The following is an 18695-nucleotide window of genomic DNA, read 5'->3' as shown; positions in this document are numbered from 1 at the left end:
CGGGGAATCACCGAGTACGTTGGAGTGATCGCATCGGCTGACGCCACGTCAGCCCGATGGAGGGGGACTGACATGTCACGCGGATGGATCGTCGCCGTGATCGTGGTGGCCGTGGCGGGGATCGCCTCGACACCGGTGTTCTGGCTGATGGACGGACCTGACACCGGGCAACTCGTCGGCGCCTCGGTCCAGGGCGCGGTGGGCGTCGCCGCCTTCGTCTGGGCCGTGCTCCAGCACCGGGCCACCGCCTCGGGCCCCGGGCCGCTCTACAGCGCCACCGACACCGGGGCGGCCGCGGCCACCGGAGGCGGCGTGGCCAGGACCGGCGTGCGCCACCCCGGAAGCTCGGGCGGCGGAGGTGCCCGGGCGGAGCGGACCGGGAACGCCACGGCCGACGGCCAGGGAAGTACTGCGAGCACCGGTGTCGACCACAGCTGATCCGTGACGACGGCCAGACGGGGGAAGGCGTGAAGAAGGCCAAGGGATGGTGGAGCGGCCGGGCGGCGACCCCGCCGGTTCCGACTCGGCAGGAGGCCGGCGATCAGCCGGCCAGGACCGAGGTGTCCGACACCGGCAACGCTCTGGCCTCGGACGGCGGACACGCCGTCACCGGCTTTCGCGGCCCCGCCTTCGACGGCATCCCCGGACCATTGGTGTCGAACAGCGGCGACGCGTTCGCCATCGGGCCCAACTCCATAGCCGTCAGCGGGATCGCCCACTTCCACACATCCGCACGACCCTTGGTGCCGCTGCCGCACAAGATCGGCGCGCCGCCCCCGCCGGCCGGCTTCCTCCAGGACCGCGGTGAGCAGGACCCCGTACTGCGCGGGGCCCTCGCGGACGCAGGAACCGTGGTGCTGGTCGGGACCGGCGGGGTGGGCAAGACCCAGGTCGCCGCCGAACACGCGCAGCGCCAGTGGCGCGCCGGCCGCACGGACCTCCGGATCTGGGTGACCGCATCCACCCGCCGCGGCGTCGTCGACGCGTACGCCCGAGCGGCGGCCGACCTGCTCGGCGCCGACCTGGCCGACAGCGAGCAGGCCGCGCAGGAGTTCCTGGCCTGGCTCGACCCCGCGCCCGATCGCTCCTGCCGCTGGTTGATCGTCCTGGACGACGTCGCCGATCCCGGGGACCTCACCGGTCTGTGGCCGCCCGCCGCCCCCGGAGGCCAGACCCTGGTCACCACCCGGCGCCGCGACACCTCGCTCACCAGCCGCGGACGCCTGGTACCCATCGGCATGTTCACTGTCGGACAGGCCACCGCCTACCTCGCATCCGCCCTCGCCGGCGCAGGCCGCGAGGAGACGGCCGAGGACCTCGAAGACCTGGCCGCCGACCTCGGTCACCTCCCGCTGGCCCTGTCCCAGGCCCGCGCCTACCTGGGCGACGCCCCCGACCTCAGCATCGCCGACTACCGCATCCGGCTGGCCGACCGTGCCCGAACCCTGACCAGTCTGCTGCCCGAATCCGGCTCGCTGCCGGACGACTACCCCGTCCCCGTCGCCGCCGCGTGGTCACTGTCCATCGAGCGCGCGGACGAGCTCCGCCCTCAGGGGCTGGCCCGTCCCATGCTCCAGCTCGCCGCCGTACTCGCCCCCAGCGGCATCCCGGACGCCGTCCTGACCAGCCCGCCCGCCCTCGCACACCTGGGCACACCCGGGAACGGCGGGGCGGAGCCCGTCGCGGTGACAGCCGAAGAGGCGGTCGACGCCCTGCGCACCCTGCACCGTCTGAGCCTGCTCGACTTCACGCACCGGACCCCTCACCACGCCGTCCGCGTGCACCAGCTGATCCAACGCGCCACCCGCGACCCGCTCACCCCCGACCACCGCGACCGGCTCGCACGCACGGCGGGCGACGCGCTGGTCGCCGCCTGGCCCGACATCGAGCGCGACGCCGCCCTCGCCGACAGCCTGCGCAGCAACGCCTCCGTGCTGATCCACCACGCCGGGGAGGCCCTGTACCGGCCCGGCCCCCATCTGCTGCTCCACCGCCACGGCGTCAGCCTCCTGCAGAGCGGGCAGGCCACGAACGCCCGGGACCACTTCGGCCGGATGGCCGCCGAGGCCGAGCACCACCTGGGGTCGGACCATCACGACACCCTGACGGCCCGCATCAACCTCGCGACCTGCGAGGGCGAGAGGGGCAACGCCGCAGGCGCGGTCGCCGGTCTCGCCGACGTGCTGGTCGACCTGGTGCGCGTGCTGGGCTCCGACCACTCCCACACCCTGACGGCCCGCGGCAACCTCGCTCATTGGCGGAGCGAGACGGGTGACGCGACCGGGGCGGTCGCCGCCTACCGGGAGCTGCTCGCCGACCGAACCCGGATCCACGGCCCCGACCACCGGCGGACCCTCGCCGTGCGCAACAACCTCGCCTACAACCGAGGCGAGGCGGGCGACGCGGCAGGGGCCGCCGCCGCCTTCGAACGACTCCACAGCGACATGCTGCGCGTGCTGGGGGCGGACCACCCCGACACCCTCACCGTGAGGCACAACCTCGCCCTCTGGCGCGGCATGTCAGGTGACGCGGCCGGGGCGGTCGCCGCCCACGAGGAGCTGCTCCCCGCCCTGCTGCGGCTCCTGGGCCCCGACCACCCGCACACCCTGACCACGCGCGGCAACCTCGCCCGGTGGCGGGGCGAGCTCGGTGATGCGGCAGGCGCGGTCGCCGCCTTCGAGGAGCTGCTCGCCGACCGGACCCGGATCCACGGCCCCGACCATCCGAGAACCTTGACCGCCCGCTACAGCCTGGCCGCCTGGCGCGGGGACGCCGGGGACGCGGCGGGCGCAGCCACCGACCTGGAGTCCCTGCTCCCCGACCTGCTGCGGGTGCTGGGGCCCGACCACCCGGACACTCTCGACGCACGCAACAACCTCGCCCGTCGGCGAGGCGACCTCGGTGACCCCGCGGGAGCCGTCACCGCTCTCACGGAACTGCTCGCGGACTCCGTCAGGGTGCTCGGCGCCGACCATCCCGACACCCTCACGGTCCGCAACAACCTGGCTGCCTGGCAAGGGGAGGCGGGGGACGGCGCCGGGGCGGTCGCCGCTTACGAGGACCTCCTTCCGGACATGCTGCGCGTACTGGGGCCGAATCATCCGGAAACCCTCACCGCCCGCAACAACCTCGCGTCCTGGCGCGGGGACGCCGGGGACGCGGCAGGTGCGGCCGCGGCCTTCGAGCACCTGCTCGCGGACCAGACGCGGGTGCACGGACCGAACCACCCCGACACCCTGGCCGTCCGCAACAGACTCGCCTGGTGGAGGGGCAGAGCGGGCGACGCCACCGAGGCGGCGGCCGTGTTCGAGGAGCTGATCACCGACCAGTCGCGCATGTGGGGTGCGGACCACTCGCACACCCTCGCCGCCCGCCACAACCTCGCTTCGTCGCGCGGCAAGGCGGGGGACGCCGCCGGAGCTGCCGCCGCCTTCGAGGATCTGCTCGCGGACCGGACCCGGATCCACGGCCCCGACCACAAGGACACGCTCACCACCCTTCGCAGTCTCGGCTCGTGGCGTGGGACGGCCGGGGACCCGACCGGCGCCATCACCCACTTCGAGGAGCTCCGCGCCAGGCTGACCCGCCTCCAGGGCCCGGACCACCCCGACACCCTGACCGCTCGCAGTGACCTCGCCTACTGGCAGGGAAAGGCCGGAGACCCCGCGGGCGCGGCAACAACCCTGGAGAGGGTGCTGGCCGACCGGCTGCGGGTGCTGGGCCCCGACCACCCGAACACCCTGCACTCCCGCACCAACCTCGCCTACTGGCGGCTGGAGGCGGAGGACGATCGGGGAGCGGCCGCCGCCTTCGAGGAATTGCTGGACGCCCAGGCCCGCGTCCTGGGCCCGAACCACCCCGACACCCTCAGCACCCTCGGCCGTCTGGCCTCCATCCTGAAGGTGGCCGGCGATCCCTCGGGCGCGGCCGCGGCCTTCGAGGAGCTCCGTCTCCGGCTGCTGGAGACCAGTGGTCCCGACCACCCGGACACCGTGGAGGCCTGCAAGGACCTTTCCCAGGCGCGCGCGGAGGCCGGGGACTCCGCCGGAGCAGCCGCGGCCCACGCCGAACTACTCGCCGCCCGCGTCCGGGTGCTCGGGCCCGACCACCCCGACACCCGAAGGACCCGGATCGACGTGGCCGTCTGGCGTCGAGCGGCCGGGAACTTCGCCGGAGCAGCCGACGCCCTGGAGGAGTTCCTCGCCGACCTGCTGCGGGTGCCGGGCCCCGACCATTCGGACACGCTGATGATCCGCCACAACCTCGCCTACTGCCGGGGCGAGGCAGGGGACACCGTGGGCGCCGCCGCCGCCCTGGAAGAGGTGCTCGCCGACCGGAGGCGGGTACTGGGACCCGGCCACTCCGACACCCTGACCACCTACGTCAGCCTCGCCCGGTGGCGAGGCGAGGCGGGCGACGCCGCCGGGGCGGCCGACGCCCTGGAACAGCTGCTGCCGCACCTGCTGAGGCTGAGGGGACCCGACCACCCCGGCACCCTCCAGGCCCGCCGCGACCTCGCGCGCTGGAGGAGCGAGGCGGAGGGGACGGGCGAGGACGCCCGATAGGGGCACCGGGGGCGCGCCGGTCCGAGTCGAACCGGTCCGGTCGACGGCGGATGGTCAACGGTCGGCGAGAATCTGATATCTGTCAGCCGTCAGCCGAAGGCCGCCAGGGTGTCCAGCAGGCCCGCCACCGCGCCGGTGAGGCGGGATCTGGTCTCGTCGGCCGAGCGGTCGGGGGCGATCGGTATGGGGCCGCCCCACCACTTGGCGCCCTCCGGGGCCGGCGTGAACTCCAGTTGCGGGAACTCCGATCCCGACCAGATGCGGGCGGCGAAGTCCCGGTAGGCGCGGTGCAGCGGCTGCTTCAGTCCCTCCGGGACGTCCGGGCTCCAGATGCCGAAGGTCAGCGGGGTCGGGGAGTCCGGGCACCACTGCTCGGGCTCGTACCCGGCGTAGAAGCGCAGCGGCCCCACCGTGTACCGGGCGCGGTAGTAGACGCCGTTGCGGTCCACCCACGTGGGGTTTCCCGCCTGGGCCGCCCTGGCGTCCCGCTTCAGGCCGTCGAAGAGCAGCTCGGCCGTGGTGACGGCCTTGCGGAAGGTGTCGCGGGTGACGCCCTGTTCCAGTTCGGCGCGTGACCACTCCACGAGTTCCCGCTCCAGGCGTCCGACCAGGCCTTCCAACTGCTCCACCTCGAAATCCAGTTGGCCGTAGTCGCCGACCGCCGCCAGCCGGATCCGGCGCAGCAGGACCGGCCAGGAGGTCACCACGAGGTGCCGTCTGCCGCTGGTGGTCATCACCCGCAGCCCGGTGCCGTCCGCCGTGAACTCGTCGTAGCCCAGGCCCTCCTGGCGCACCCGGGCGGCCAGCTCCTCGCAGAGCCGCTCGATCCGGGAGCTCGGGCAGAGGAACAGCACCACTCCGCCCTCGACGACGTCGCGCAGGTAGTCGCACGGCTGCGCGGGGGTGAGCTTGGCCCAGAACTTCCCCTCGACCACCACCCAGCGCTGCCCGCCGCGCTCCCCGACGAGGTCGGGCCGCCCCCGGGTGTCCGGGCCGGCGGCCTCGGGCCGGTACTGCAGCCGGTCGCGGTCGGCCGGGTCGACCGCCGACAGCGCGCCGAGCACCTGCCGCACCGGCGCGTACTCCCGTGCGAGGTAGTACAGCCCCCAGGTCGCCACCTGTTCCCGGCGGGTGACGAACTGGTCCACGAGGTGCACGAGCAGGCCGTCCGGCACTGTCCCCCCAGGGTGTGCGGTGTCCGATGCCGAGCGACTCTACAGGTTCACCGGTGCCCGAACGGCCTCCGCCGGCGGACCGCCGCCCTCAGCACCCCGACCGCCGCCGTCCGCGCCCCGACCACCCCCGCGCAGCCGCCGGCCCCGGCCGGTCCGCGCGGGGTCTACCGGCCGGTCCGCGCGGGTCTACCGGCCGGTCCGCGCGGGTCTACCGGCCGTCGACGGGCGCGGCGGCGCCGTGCGGGGGCTCCTGCGGCCACGGCGCCTCGGCCGGCGCGGGCATCCCCAGCCAGGTGATCGTCGTGGGGACGATCCGGCCGAGTGCGGCGTCGTAGTGCGCGCCCGTCCGCCCGTCACCGGAGGAGCGGCCGGTGAGGCGGCGGCCGATCCACGGGCCGAGGTGGGCGCCGAGCCAGCGGACGTCGGAGCGGAGCTTCTCGACGCGGCCGCGCGGCGCGGCGGCCGGCAGCGGGGCGCGCCAGTCGAAGGCGGCGGGGCGGCCGAGCGCCTCCAGGACGGCTTCGGCGACCCGGCGGTGCCCCTCGGGCGAGAGGTGGAGGCGGTCCTCGGCCCAGAGCCGGCGGTCGTCGAAGCAGGGAGCGGAGAACAGGTCGACCACCGCCACCCGGGGGTGGGCGGCGACGCCCTCGACGAAGGCCTTCATCCGCATGATGGCGGGGAGCAGCCGGGCGCTGCCGGCCAGCCGGCGGGTGGGGTCGGTGCTGGTGAACAGGACGACGGTGGCCCCGGAGTCGAGCAGCGCGGTGGCGGACCTGCCGAGCAGCTCCTCCACCCGGTCGACGTCGCAGCCGGGGCGCAGCACGTCGTTCAGGCCGCCGGCCAGGGTGACGAGGTCGCCGCGGAGTGCGGCGGCCTCGCCGATCTGCTCGTCGTGGATCTGGCCGATGAGCTTGCCCCGGACGGCGAGGTTGGCGTACCGGATCGCGGCGCCCGCGGGCTGCTCGGCGGCCAGTCGGGCGGCGACCCGGTCGGCCCAGCCGCGGTACCGGCCGTTCGGGAGCAGGTCGTCGCACATGCCCTCGGTGAACGAGTCCCCGACGGCGACGTAGCTGGTGTAGCTGGTGTGGCTGGCGTGGCGGTCGGGGCGGGCGGGACCGCGGGACGCGCTGGACGTGACTGAGTTCTCCATGGCGCGACGATCGTACGCGCACCGGTGCGGGCGGCGGCGACTGCCCCTACCCGTCCGTAACCCGTGCGGGGGCGGGCCGTTGGCGGGAGCCGCGCCGCGCCCTGCCGGCGCCGGGGCGGGCGGAGCCGGGAGAGGTCACCAGACGGGCCGGATCCGCCCGGACGGGCAGAGCCGGGCCAGGTCCTCCCGCAGTTCCCGGATCCGGCGCTCGCCGAGCAGCTCGGCCCAGGGCCGTACGGCGTCGGCGGCGGCCTCGTCGGCGGCGCGGGTGCAGGCCCAGCCGCGTTCGGTGAGGACGACGAGCCGGGCCCGCGCGTCGGTGGGGTGCGGACGGCGCTCGACGTACCCCTTGCGGACGAGTTCGTCGACCAGCTGGCTCGCCGCCTGCTTGGTCACGCCCAGGTGCGCGGCGAGCTCGCCGACGCCCGCGCCGCTCGGGGCGAGCCGGACGAAGGCGAAGCCGTGCGCGGGGCGGATGTCGTCGAAGCCGCGGCGGCGGACGCCCTCGTCCACGGCGTGCACGAGGTCCGTGGCCAGGCCGAGGATCAGCGGGACGAGGGAGCTGTCGGCGTTCTCGGTCATGCGAAGGAGTCTGCCAGAGCGCTTGACATAGTAGTCAAGTGGCTTGACCATGTAGTCAAGTAACTTGACTACATTCCCCTCGACCACCCAGCGAAGGAATCCGCCATGCCGTTCGTCCCCGCCGCAGCCGCCACCGTCCACGAGATCCACGGCGCCCGCTTCACCTCCTACGCCTCCACCGCCTCCGGCAGCACCGAACTGTGCGCCTGGCGGCTGGAGGTGCCCGCCGGCAGCGAGGGCGTGGCCCACACCGTCGACCGGGAGGAGATCCTGCTGCTCCTCGACGGCTCGCTGCTGATCGCCCTGGACGGCGAGGAGCGCACCCTGCTGCCCGGCGACACCGCGATAGCCCCGGCCGGCGGCACCCTGCGGGTGGACAACCCCGGCCGGCAGCCCGCCCGGGCCTGGGTGACCACCAGCGTCGGGCTGACGGCCACCCTCCCGGACGGCTCGGTGATCAACCCGCCGTGGGCCCGCTGACCGGGCGCGGCCGGCTCCGCCCCCACCCGGGCGCCCCGCCGGCCCAACCCGCTTGACCCGGGGCACCGGACCTGCGGCATGCTGGAAGCTCCGCACAGGGGAGGTCCGGATGAACGCGCCGTCGTGGCCGGCGGAACCACCGCCGTCCGCCGATCCGCCGGCCGCGGGCCGCCCGGGCCCGGAGTCGCCGGGAGCCTCCCCCCACCCGCCGGCCGGCCTCAGCATCGGCGAGCTCGCCGAGACGGCCGGCGTGAGCGTCAAGACGGTCCGGTTCTACTCCGACTCCGGCCTCCTCCCCGAGGCCGGACGCAGCCCCGGCGGCCACCGCCGCTACGGCGCCGAGGCACTGGACCGGCTGCGGACGGTCCGGCGGCTGCGCGCACTCGGTCTGGCACTGCCGGCGGTGGCCGAGATCCTGCGGGGGGACACCGAGTTGGCCGAGGCGCTGGCCGGGCAGCGCCGGGAGACGCGCCGCCAGATGGTCGAGCTGCGGTGGCGGGAGGCCGCGCTGGCGGCCTTCGAACTCGCCGGGCCGGAGGGCCTGGAGCTGCTCGGCGAGGCCCTGGACAGCCCGCCCGGCCCGGACGTGCTGCACGCGTTCTGGCGCCGGGTCCTGCCGGTCCGGCTGCCCGCGCGGCTGACCTCGGCGATCATCGAGGCGGCGGTCCCCGAGCTGCCGAGCGACCCGACCGCCCACCAGGCCCTGGCGTACGCCCGGCTGCACGCGCTCGCCTCGGACCGCGCCGTGGCGGTGGGCATCCGGGAGACCACCGGGCCGGGCCCCTACTGTGACGCCGTCAAGCTGTACGAGGGCATGCGCGAGGCGTACGGGCTGGCCGCGGCCGAACTGCGGGCCGGGCACCACCCCGCGACAGGCGACGCGCTGGACTGCTTCGTCCAGGCCCACGCGGCGGCGGAGCGGGCCGTCGACAGTACCGACTACCGCCGGACCCTGGCCCGGCGGACGGCGGGCCGCGGTGACGCCCGGATGGAGCGGTACTGGTCACTGGCGGCCGAGTTGAGGGCGGACGGCGAGCCGGACATGGGCGCGGCCCACGCCTGGCTGGCCGGCGCGCTCTTCGCGCAGGTACGGGAGGCCTGAGCCGGCCGGCACCGGCACCGGCGCAGCGGTCGCCCGGCGGGCCCGCAGTCAGCCCGGCCGACCCGCCCCGACTCAGTCGACCGTCGGGCCGCCCGGCCCCGGCAGCGCGCCCGTGAGCTCGGCGGGCACCGCATCCGGCAGCGCGTCCGACCCGGTGCCCGACCCGCTGCCCGACCCCGCGCCCGGCAGCGCCGGCGGCGAGCCGAACCAGTGCTCCCGGACGGCGTCGGTCGGGCGCTGCTCGCCGAGCAGGTCACCGCCCCAGGCGGCCAGTGCGAGGACGACCTGACGCAGCGCCGTACCGCGCCCGGTCAGTTCGTACACCACGGCGTTGGCGGGCCGCTCCAGCTTGCGGCGCAGCACGAGGCCCTCGGCCTCCAGCTGCTTGAGGCGGGCGGCGAGGATGTCGGTGGAGACGCCCGGCAGGTCGGCGTGCAGATCGGTGTAGCGGCGCGGGCCGCCGAGGAGTTCACGGACGATCAGAAGGCTCCAGCGCTCCCCCACCGCGTCCAGGGCGCGGGCGACGGCGCAGTACTGGTCGTAGCTTCGGCGTGACATGGGGATCAGCATAGCCAAAAGGTTGGACTTTCCAAGTGGTTACTTGGTAGAACAAAGCGGCCAGGTTGGTGAGGGTGAGGGTCGGGAGGCCGCTGATGGAGTTCCGCCAGTCCAGCAAGCTCAAGGATGTCTGCTACGAGATCCGCGGGCCGGTGGTCGACCAGGCGAACGCCCTGGAGGAGGCCGGACACAGCGTCCTGCGGCTGAACACCGGCAACCCGGCGACCTTCGGCTTCGAGGCGCCCGAGGAGATCATCCAGGACATCGTCCGCAACCTGCCGAACGCGCACGGCTACAGCGACTCGCGCGGCATCCTGCCGGCCCGTCGCGCCGTGGTGCAGTACTACCAGCAGCGCGGCGTCGCCGGCGTCACGGTCGACGACGTCTACCTCGGCAACGGCGCCTCCGAGCTGATCCAGATGTCCGTCCAGGCCCTGGTCGACGACGGCGACGAAGTCCTCGTACCCGCCCCCGACTTCCCGCTCTGGACGGCCGTGGTGCGCCTCGCCGGCGGCAAGGCCGTGCACTACCTCTGCGACGAGGAGGCCGACTGGTACCCCGACCTGGACGACATCGCGTCGAAGATCTCCCACCGCACCAAGGCCATCGTCGTCATCAACCCCAACAACCCGACGGGCGCCGTCTACCCGAAGGAGCTGCTGGAGGGCATCCTCGACCTGGCCCGGCGGCACAACCTGATGGTCCTCGCCGACGAGATCTACGACAAGATCCTCTACGACGGCGTCGAGCACCACTGCCTCGCCGCCCTCGCCGACGACGTGGTCACCCTCACCTTCAACGGCCTCTCCAAGTCCTACCGGGTGGCGGGCTTCCGCAGCGGCTGGGTGGTCGTCTCCGGCCCCAAGGCCCGGGCGAAGGACTACCTGGAGGGCCTGACCATGCTCGCCGGCATGCGCCTGTGCCCCAACGTCCCGGCCCAGTACGCCGTGCAGGCGGCGCTCGGCGGCCACCAGTCCATCAACGACCTGGTGCTCCCCACCGGCCGGCTCGCCGAGCAGCGGGACGTCGCCTGGCGGGCCCTCAACGACATCCCGGGCGTCAGCTGCGTCAAGCCCAAGGGCGCGCTGTACGCCTTCGCCAAGCTCGACCCGGCGGTCCACAAGATCGTCGACGACGAGCGGTTCGTCCTGGACCTGCTGCTCCGCGAGAAGATCCACATCGTCCAGGGCACCGGCTTCAACTGGCCCCGGCCCGACCACTTCCGCTTCGTCACGCTCCCGCGCGCCGACGACCTGGAGACGGCCATCAGCCGGATCGGCCGGTTCCTGACGACCTACCGGCAGTGACGGGCCACCGGCGGTGCTGAGGGCGGGCCGGCGACTCGGTGGCGCCGCCGGCCTCAGTGGCCGCGCGGGGCGTACATGATCACCACCACGCCGGCCAGGCAGATCAGGGCGCCCACCACGTCGTACCGGTCGGGCCGGTAGCCGTCCAGCGCCATCCCCCAGGCCAGCGAACCGGCCACGAACACCCCGCCGTACGCCGCGAGGATCCGGCCGAAGTCCGCGTCCTGCTGGAGGGTGGCGACGAAGCCGTACGCCCCGAGCGCCACCACGCCCGCACCGACCCAGGCCCACCCCCGGTGCTCCCGCACGCCCTGCCACACCAGCCAGGCACCGCCGATCTCCAGCACGGCGGCGAGGACGAACAGCAGGGCGGAGCGCAGCACGGTCATCCCCCGACCCTATGACACCGCCCGCCCCGCACCGGCGGACGGCCCGGCCCCCGCGCGGCCGGGCCGGTCACCCGGCCGGGCGACCGGCCGCGTCGCGTGCGTTCCCCGGTGCCGGCCGCCGGGCCGACCTTCCTGCGGGCGCCGGCCCACCGTGGCGGCCCGGTCGCCCCAGGGCATCCGGGCCCGCGGCGGCGAGGAGCACGGGCCCGCCCGCGTACGAGCCACCGGCCCGGGGCGGCCGCCGGCACCCGATCGGGTACGGACCGCGACACGCCCGCGGCGTAGGGTGCGAGAGGGTGCCCGGCAATGCCGCCGGCCGCGCCGCCCCACCGCTCCGTACCCACCCCACTCCCCGGAAGGGCCCCCTCATGCCCAAGCCCCCCGAGCCCGGCAGCTCCGCCCCCGAGTTCACCCTGCCCGGCGTCCTGCTGGACGAGGACATCGCCGAGCGCCGCGACTACCGCCTCACCGAGGCCAAGGGCAACCCGCTCGTGCTGGTCTTCTACCCCGGCGACGACACCAGCGTCTGCACGAAGCAGCTCTGCTCGTACACCTCGGACCTGGACCGCTTCAAGGACCTCGGCGCCACCGTCTGGGGCATCAGCCCGCAGGACCTCGACAGCCACGAGCGCTTCGCCCGCAAGCACCGCCTGGCCTTCCCCCTGCTCGCCGACACCGACCGCGCCATCGCCCGCGCCTACGGCATCGCCGTCCCGGGCCTCGGCCTGCGCCGCTCGGTCTTCATCCTGGACGGCGACGGCACCGTCCGCTGGAAGCACGTGGCCCTGGCCGGCCTGACCTTCCAGCACAGCGACACCCTCGCGGCGCAGTTGGCGGCGCTGCAGGGCTGAGAGCGGCGGGTCCGGGGCCGGGGCCGGAGGCCGGTTCGGCCCTCGCCGGGCGCGCGGCCGGACGATCGCCGTGAAATCCGTGGCCGCCGGCACGCATGACTCCGGCCGGGGCGGCAAGGCGCACAGCAGGGACGCCGCACCGGGATGCCGGGACACCATGGCACACCGGCTGCGGCGCTCCCGCCCCACCACCCACGTAGAAAGGACCCGGCCATGAACTGGCGTCAGCAGGCGATCTGCCACGACCAGGACCCGGAGCTCTTCTTCCCCGTCGGGAACACCGCCCCCGCCCTGCGGCAGGCCGAGGAGGCGAAGGCCGTCTGCCGCCGCTGCCCGGTCACCGAGCAGTGCCTGCGCTGGGCCCTGGACAACAACCAGGAACTCGGCGTCTGGGGCGGCCTGAGCGAACCGGAGCGCCGAGCCCTCAGGCGCCGCGAGGCCGTCCGCCGCCGGGCCGCCGCGACCTGAGCCCACGGCGTGCTCCCCCGCCGCCCTCGACCCGGCGGCCGGCCGCCCCCGTCACGGCGCCGGGCCCCGGGGCGGGCGAACTCCCCCCGGGCCCGGCGCCGCGCGGCCCGCGCGGCGGGGCGGGGGGACCACCCCCCCCCCCCCCCCCGGCCCGCGGCGCGCCCGCGGGGGTCCCCCCCGCCCCCCCCCCCCGCGCGGCCCCCCCCCCCCGGCCGGCGGGCCGGGCCGGGGGGCCCCCCCCCCCCCCCGGCCCCCGCCGCCGCTCGACCGGCTCGGCGGTGCGGGGCTACCAGCCCCAGCCGCCGCCCTGGCCGTCGTCGTCGCCCTTGCCGTCCCAGCCCACGCCGACCTCGCGCAGGATGGTGTAGTGGTCGACCTGGGTGCCGTTCTCGGCCAGCGCGGTGACCTTCATCTCGGACTTCCGGCCCAGGTGGGCCGGCGTGACGTCGACCCTGATGAAGGAGTAGCCGGTGTAGCGGACCCGGGACCACTCGACCGTCTCGGGCACCTTCACGCCGCCCTGGGCGAAGTGGTAGGTGTTCACCGAGTCCTGGTGGTTCTCGTGGCCCTCGTAGGTGTCCGGGGCGTCGAAGCTGTACAGGCTGCGGCCGGCCGCACCCGCCGTGACGTAGACGACGCCGTCCTTGGCGGGCTCGACGGTGGCGCCGCTGGGCACCGCCTTGGAGACCTTGTTCCCGAGGATCGCGTCGGTGCGCTCGTAGACGTGGTTGTGCCCGTTGATCACCAGGTCCACCCGGTACTTCTCGAACAGCGGCACCCAGGCCTCGCGGACCCCGCCCTCGGAGGCGTGCTGGTGGGTGGTGGAGAAGGCGCAGTGGTGGAAGAAGACGACGACGAAGTCGACGGTCTCGTCGTTGCGCAGGTCCTTGAGCTGACGCTCCAGCCACTTGGCCTGCTTGCCCGCGGAGACGCCGAGGTTGGCCGGGATCTCGTACGAGACGTCGTTGGCGTCCAGCGAGATGACGCCGACGTTCTTGTAGCGGAAGGTGTAGACGCCGGGGACGCTGCGCGGGTCCGGCCCGTTGTCGGGCAGGAAGAAGCGGTGGTTCTCGCCGCCGTAGCCGTTGGCCGAGTACCAGGCCTCCATGTCGTGGTTGCCGTACGAGACCATCCACGGGACCTTCGAGGCGACCGTCTCGGTCTGCGCGAGGAAGGCGTCCCAGGTGGCGGCGTTGAACGCGGCCTTGTCCGAGTCCTGGCCCGAGCCGGCCGCGTCGGCGTAGCAGATGTCGCCGGCGTGCAGGTGGAAGGCCGGGTTCTGGGCCAGGATGATGTGGTCGTTGCCCGCGGCGTGCGCGCTGACACCCTGGTCGCCGAAGGCGGTGAAGGTGAACGGCTCGTAGACCTTGCCCCACATGTGCTCGCGCGCGGGCGCGGTGCGGAAGGTGCTCAGGGTGGAGACGGCCTGCTGGGAGGCGGGGTCGAAGCCCTGGTGGCCGACGCCGTAGTAGTACGTGGTGTCGGGCTGCAGGTCCTCCAGCGCGACGTGCAGGTAGTACTGGTCGACCGGCGCGCCGGTCTGCACGAGCGCCGGCGTGTGCAGCGCGCGCACCTCGGCGGCGACCTTGTGGCTGAGGTCCCACGGGTGCTTGCCGAAGCGCACGAACGGCTTCTTCACCGGCGCCGGGACCTGCCAGGAGATCCGGAACTGGGTGTCCGGCTCGGGCCCGAAGGAGAGGTGACGGCCGATCGGGGCGACCAGCGAACCGTCGATGCCGTCCGTGGCGGAGGCCTGCAGCAGCTGCGGGGCGGCGGAGGCACTGCCGGTACCGAGCGTGCCGCCGACCGCGAGCGCGCCGACGGCGATGGCACCGGTGCGCAGCATCCGGCGACGGGAGAAGCGGCTGCGGAGGTACTCGTGCTGCTCCGCCATGCTCATGCGGTCGGCGAGCTTCTCGGGCACGCCCATGCGTGGGATATCCATGGCCGGACTTTCGCAGCGCCTGATTGCCCGGACACGGACATCCGGTGAACGCCCACCGGCGTGCCCCCCATTCGAACTCCAATGTTCGACCATGACCGGGCAAAATCCCGCCGCTCGGCGTCCGCTGCCGGTCCGGACGCGGTGAACCGCCGGTCCGGACGCCGTGGACCGCCGGACGGGCGGCCGGATCCCACGCCGGGTCAGCAGGGGCTCAGTGCACGCAGAACTCGTTGCCCTCCGGGTCCTGCATCACGACGTAGCAGGATCCCGACTCGGGTGAGTCCTCGCTGCGCAGCCGGGAGGCGCCGAGGCCCTGCAGGCGGGCGGCCTCGGTCCGGATCCGCTCGCTCCGGACCTCGAACGGCACGCCGCGCCCGCCGCTGACGCCGAGGTCCGGGTGCAGGCGGTTCTTCACCGCCTTGCCCTCGGGGACCTGTTGGAACCAGATCCGCGGACCGGTGCCGTCGGGGTCGACGATCGAGTCGCTGCAGTCCCCGGTGCCGAGCTCCTCCTCGGGGATGCCCTGGTCGAGCCAGTAGGCCCGCCAGGTCGGGAAGGGCGCGGGCGCCGGCTCGATCCGGTAGCCGAGGGCGGCGGCCCAGAAGGCGGCGAGCCGGTCGGGCTCGGCGCAGTCGACGGTCAGCTGGAGCTTGGGCTTCATGCCCACCAGCCAACAACAGGGCCGGCCCGAAGGCCAGCCGCCCCGCGCCGGGAGTCCGACCGGGCCGGAGCTCCCGGGGGCGCACCCCGGGGAGCCCTGGGCCGTGTCTGACAATTCGCGTCGGATCAGCGCGCGGCGTTGGGCGCCCGGCCGGGCGTGCGCCCGGATCGTCCTCGTACTGGGCCGTACTCGGGCGATTCGGGCGTGCGTTCAGATGGGATGCCCGGCGTCGCGCGCCCGGCGGGAATCGTCAGACACGGCCTAGGTGGCGATGGTCTCGTCCCAGGTGGTGGGCGCGCGGTTGCCGGTGCCGTCGCAGGTCCGGCAGACCTCCTCGCGGTAGGCGTGCTTGGCGCCGCTCGCGTCGACGCGGTAGCGGACGTAGATGCCCGTCCCGTCGCAGAGGAAGCAGTTGCCGCCCCCGCCGCCGACCTCGGTGGTGCCGGTGCCCTGGCAGGTGCGGCAGCTCAGGCCGGCGGTCCGTCCGGTGCCGGCGCAGATCCGGCAGACCGTGGTCACCGCGCCGCCGTGGCGGGGCGGGCGGCGTCCCGCGTGATCGTGGCCATGGTGATCCCTCCGTCGTCGGCACCACCGGCCAGCGTAGACCCGCGACGGCCGGGCCCGCACCGAAGTCGACGGACCGGGCTGGTCAGCGCATCGGACGCGGGCCGCGCCCGGTCAGCCGGGCAGGCCCTCGCGGAGCCGGCGCGAGACGGCGAACTCCTGGAGGTCGAGCGTCCCCGGCGGGTCGGCGAGGCCGGGGCCACCGGCCCGTACCCAGTCGGTTATCTCGTCCAGCATGTCGTCCGCCAGCACCCAGCCCAGCCACACCGGGCGCCCGCCCGCCCGCCGGCCCTCGGCGGACGGGCTGACCACCACCACGTTGGAGTGCGCGCAGGCGTCCAGGCACTTCACCGCCCGGACCTGCCCGCCGTCGCCGACGCCGGCGCGCAGCCGCTCCAGCTGGGCGCCGTGGTCGACGCCCGGGTGCTTGGTCTCGGTGCCGCAGCAGCAGCCCCGGCAGACGGTGACGGTCACCGGGGACGGCGGCGCCGCCTTCTCCGCGCGGTTTCGACGACTCATGTGGCTCCCTGGCTCGCTGTGGTCCGGTCGGTCTCCGAACGGTCGGTCTCCGAGCGGTCTGCCGCCGCACGGTCGGTCACCGGGCGGCCTTCCCCCGGGCGGTCGGTCACCGCCCGGACGGCCGCCGGCCGCCGGTCGTCCGCGCTGCCGCTCCCCGGGCGGACGAACCCCGAAGGGGTGCCGGCCGGGAGGCTGCGACCGCCGCGGGCGGCCCGCCGCCACGCACCCTCGCGCAGCAGCCGCAGTCCGTTGAGACCGACGATCACGGTGGAGCCCTCGTGTCCGGCGACCCCGAGCGGCAGCGGCAGACTGCCGATCAGATCCCAGGTCACCAGCACGGTGACGAACACCCCCGCGATCACAAGATTCTGCACCACCAGTCGCCGGGCCCGCCGCGAGAGGGCCACCACGGCCGGTACCGCCGCCAGTTCGTCCCGGACGATCACCGCGTCGGCGGTCTCCAACGCGAGGTCGGATCCGGCCCGGCCCATCGCGACGCCGGCGTGGGCGGCGGCCAGCGCGGGCGCGTCGTTGACGCCGTCCCCCACCACCAGCACCCGGTGCCCGGCCGCGGCCAGCTCGCGGACGGCGGCGGCCTTCTCCTGCGGCAGCAGGCCGCCCCGGGCTTCGGTGACCCCCACCTCGGCGGCCAGCCGGGCGGTCGCCCGCGGGTTGTCGCCGCTGAGCAGCAGCGGCGGGCGGGCGGTGAGCGTGCCGAGGGCGGCCACCGCGGCGGCGGCCTGCTCCCGCGGCCGGTCGGCGAGGCCGAGCAGGCCGACCAGGGCGCCGTTGCGCCGGACCAGGACGACGGTGCGGCCGGCCGCCTCCAGCTCGGCGACCAGCTCACCGGCCCCGGTCCCCGCGTCGACCCCGGCCACCGGGGCGTCGCCGGTGGCCGGAACGCCGGCCGCGGCCGGCGGTGCGCAGACCTCGACCAGCGCGCCGTCGACCACCGCCCGGACGCCGACCCCCGGGGTGGAGACGAACCCGCTCGCCTCCGCGAGGACCAGGCCCCGGGCGCGGGCCGCACCGACCAGCGCGCGGGCCAGCGGGTGTTCGCTGGGGTGCTCGGCGGCGGCGGCGAGGGCGAGCAGGCGGTCCGGGGAGAGCGGTCCGTCCGCGGTGAGGGGCGTGGCCGGGCCGGCCGGACCGGTCGGGCCGAGCGGGCGGATGTCGGTGAGGCGCGGCGTGCCCTCGGTGAGGGTGCCGGTCTTGTCGAGGACGACGGCGTCCACCCGGCCGAGGCGTTCCATCACGATCGCCGACTTGACCAGCACGCCGTGCCGTCCGGCGTTGGCGATGGCGGAGAGCAGCGGGGGCATGGTGGCCAGCACCACGGCGCACGGCGAGGCGACGATCATGAAGGTCATGGCCCGCAGCAGGGTCGGGGTGAAGTCGGCGCCGAGGGCGAGCGGGACGGCGAGCAGCGCCAGGGTCGCGACCATCAGCCCGGCGGCGTAGCGCTGTTCGACCTTCTCGATGAAGAGCTGGGTGGGCGCCTTGGTGCCGGCGGCCTCCTCGACCATCGCCACGATCCGGGCGATCACGCTGTCCGCGGCGTCCCGCTCCACCCGGACCCGCAGGGCGCCGGCGCCGTTGAGCGTGCCGGCGAAGACCTCGTCGCCGGGGCGCTTCGGGGCGGGCAGCGGCTCGCCGGTGACGGAGGACTGGTCGGCCTCGCTCAGGCCGTCCAGCACCCGGCCGTCCGCGCCGATCCGCTCGCCCGGCCGGACCAGCACGGTGTCGCCGACCGCGAGCGCGGCGGTCGGGACCCGCTCCTCCCGGCCGTCGGGGGCCAGCCGGCAGGCGGTGGCGGGCGCCAGGTCGAGCAGGCCGCGGACGGAGTCGGCGGTGCGCGCGGTGGCGAGGGCCTCCAGGGCCCCCGAGGTCGCGAAGATCACGATCAGCAGTGCGCCGTCCGCGACCTGGCCGATCGCCGCGGCGGCGAGGGCGGCGACCACCATCAGCAGGTCGACGTCGAGGGTGCGCTCGCGCAGCAGGCGCAGCGCGTCCCAGGCGGGCTCCCAGCCGCCGCTCAGGTAGGCGAGGGCGTACAGGGGGCCCTGCAGCCAGGCCGGGCCGCCCCCCAGTTGGACGGCGAGGGCGGCCAGGAAGGCCGCGGCGGAGACGGCCGCCCATCGGGTCTCGGGCAGGGAGAGGGCCGCGGTCCGACGCCGGGGCGGGCCCTCGGCCCGACGGTGGGGCCGGGGCGCGGCCCGGGGCGGCGGGGCGGCGTCGGGTGCTCGGCCGCGATCCGCGGCCTGATCCGGGTCGTTCCGTACGAGCGGGGCTTCGGGCATCACGGGATTCCTTCGGGCACGGCGGAGCCGGGCGGAGTCGGGCGGGCCCACCATACAGGAACACATGAAGAGGTATTCA

General features: G+C 75.0%; 17 protein-coding genes. 7 read left to right on the top strand and 10 right to left on the bottom strand.

Going from position 1 to position 18695, the window contains the following annotated elements:
- Positions 1–72 precede the first annotated feature (72 nt).
- Both ACFTWP_RS10405 and ACFTWP_RS10400 read left to right on the top strand, forming a co-directional pair.
- Positions 73–438 (top strand): hypothetical protein, encoded by a 366-nt coding sequence (locus ACFTWP_RS10405; RefSeq protein ID WP_380263966.1) that lies wholly within the window; start codon positions 73–75, stop codon positions 436–438.
- A gap of 122 nt (positions 439–560) precedes the next feature.
- A complete protein-coding gene (locus tag ACFTWP_RS10400; protein ID WP_380263965.1) occupies positions 561–4565 on the top strand; it encodes a tetratricopeptide repeat protein in 4005 nt (1334 codons plus the stop codon).
- Between the two features lie 89 nt (positions 4566–4654).
- Here ACFTWP_RS10400 and ACFTWP_RS10395 read toward each other — a convergent pair whose 3' ends face one another.
- The 3 genes from ACFTWP_RS10395 to ACFTWP_RS10385 form a co-directional block, all read right to left on the bottom strand.
- Entirely contained in the window at positions 4655–5722 is a 1068-nt protein-coding gene (locus ACFTWP_RS10395; RefSeq protein WP_380263964.1) for a hypothetical protein, read from the bottom strand.
- Between the two features lie 226 nt (positions 5723–5948).
- A complete protein-coding gene (locus ACFTWP_RS10390) occupies positions 5949–6890 on the bottom strand; it encodes an SGNH/GDSL hydrolase family protein (protein WP_380263962.1) in 942 nt (313 codons plus the stop codon).
- Between the two features lie 135 nt (positions 6891–7025).
- Positions 7026–7472, bottom strand: a complete 447-nt coding sequence (locus ACFTWP_RS10385) for a MarR family winged helix-turn-helix transcriptional regulator (protein ID WP_380263961.1) — start codon at positions 7470–7472, stop codon at positions 7026–7028.
- 105 nt (positions 7473–7577) lie between these two features.
- Here ACFTWP_RS10385 and ACFTWP_RS10380 point away from each other — a divergent pair, with 105 nt between their 5' ends.
- Together ACFTWP_RS10380 and ACFTWP_RS10375 are read left to right on the top strand one after the other, a co-directional pair.
- Positions 7578–7952 carry a cupin domain-containing protein gene (locus ACFTWP_RS10380; protein WP_380263959.1) on the top strand — a complete coding sequence of 125 codons (375 nt, stop codon included), beginning with the start codon at positions 7578–7580 and terminating at the stop codon, positions 7950–7952.
- Positions 7953–8061: 109 nt separating this feature from the next.
- On the top strand, positions 8062–9054 hold the full coding sequence (locus tag ACFTWP_RS10375; protein ID WP_380263957.1) for a MerR family transcriptional regulator: 993 nt from the start codon (positions 8062–8064) through the stop codon (positions 9052–9054).
- A gap of 72 nt (positions 9055–9126) precedes the next feature.
- On the opposite strand, the gene ACFTWP_RS10370 is transcribed toward ACFTWP_RS10375, so the two are convergent.
- Positions 9127–9612, bottom strand: coding sequence for a winged helix-turn-helix transcriptional regulator (locus tag ACFTWP_RS10370; RefSeq protein ID WP_380263956.1), 486 nt, complete (start codon positions 9610–9612; stop codon positions 9127–9129).
- Positions 9613–9707: 95 nt separating this feature from the next.
- Here ACFTWP_RS10370 and ACFTWP_RS10365 point away from each other — a divergent pair, with 95 nt between their 5' ends.
- Positions 9708–10919 (top strand): pyridoxal phosphate-dependent aminotransferase, encoded by a 1212-nt coding sequence (locus ACFTWP_RS10365; RefSeq protein WP_380263954.1) that lies wholly within the window; start codon positions 9708–9710, stop codon positions 10917–10919.
- A gap of 53 nt (positions 10920–10972) precedes the next feature.
- Here ACFTWP_RS10365 and ACFTWP_RS10360 read toward each other — a convergent pair whose 3' ends face one another.
- Entirely contained in the window at positions 10973–11308 is a 336-nt protein-coding gene (locus ACFTWP_RS10360; protein WP_380263952.1) for a YnfA family protein, read from the bottom strand.
- A gap of 368 nt (positions 11309–11676) precedes the next feature.
- Here ACFTWP_RS10360 and ACFTWP_RS10355 point away from each other — a divergent pair, with 368 nt between their 5' ends.
- Complete coding sequence (locus ACFTWP_RS10355) at positions 11677–12159, top strand: peroxiredoxin (RefSeq protein WP_380263950.1); 483 nt, start codon at positions 11677–11679, stop codon at positions 12157–12159.
- A 213-nt stretch (positions 12160–12372) separates the two neighbouring features.
- Complete coding sequence (locus ACFTWP_RS10350; RefSeq protein ID WP_380263948.1) at positions 12373–12627, top strand: WhiB family transcriptional regulator; 255 nt, start codon at positions 12373–12375, stop codon at positions 12625–12627.
- A gap of 286 nt (positions 12628–12913) precedes the next feature.
- On the opposite strand, the gene ACFTWP_RS10345 is transcribed toward ACFTWP_RS10350, so the two are convergent.
- From ACFTWP_RS10345 to ACFTWP_RS10325, 5 genes are all read right to left on the bottom strand, one after another.
- Positions 12914–14572, bottom strand: a complete 1659-nt coding sequence (locus tag ACFTWP_RS10345; protein WP_380263946.1) for a fibronectin type III domain-containing protein — start codon at positions 14570–14572, stop codon at positions 12914–12916.
- A 211-nt stretch (positions 14573–14783) separates the two neighbouring features.
- Positions 14784–15233, bottom strand: coding sequence for a VOC family protein (locus tag ACFTWP_RS10340; protein ID WP_380263944.1), 450 nt, complete (start codon positions 15231–15233; stop codon positions 14784–14786).
- Between the two features lie 261 nt (positions 15234–15494).
- Entirely contained in the window at positions 15495–15752 is a 258-nt protein-coding gene (locus ACFTWP_RS10335; RefSeq protein WP_380263942.1) for a hypothetical protein, read from the bottom strand.
- Positions 15753–15911: 159 nt separating this feature from the next.
- Positions 15912–16316, bottom strand: coding sequence for a (2Fe-2S) ferredoxin domain-containing protein (locus ACFTWP_RS10330; protein ID WP_380263941.1), 405 nt, complete (start codon positions 16314–16316; stop codon positions 15912–15914).
- On the bottom strand, positions 16313–18616 hold the full coding sequence (locus tag ACFTWP_RS10325; RefSeq protein WP_380263939.1) for a heavy metal translocating P-type ATPase: 2304 nt from the start codon (positions 18614–18616) through the stop codon (positions 16313–16315). Before ACFTWP_RS10325 ends, ACFTWP_RS10330 begins: the two co-directional genes overlap by 4 nt.
- Between the last annotated feature and the right edge of the window lie 79 nt (positions 18617–18695).

The organism is Kitasatospora sp. NPDC057015 (genome assembly GCF_042673745.1).
Classification (GTDB): domain Bacteria; phylum Actinomycetota; class Actinomycetes; order Streptomycetales; family Streptomycetaceae; genus Kitasatospora.
This window is presented reverse-complemented; position numbering and strand designations above follow the sequence as displayed.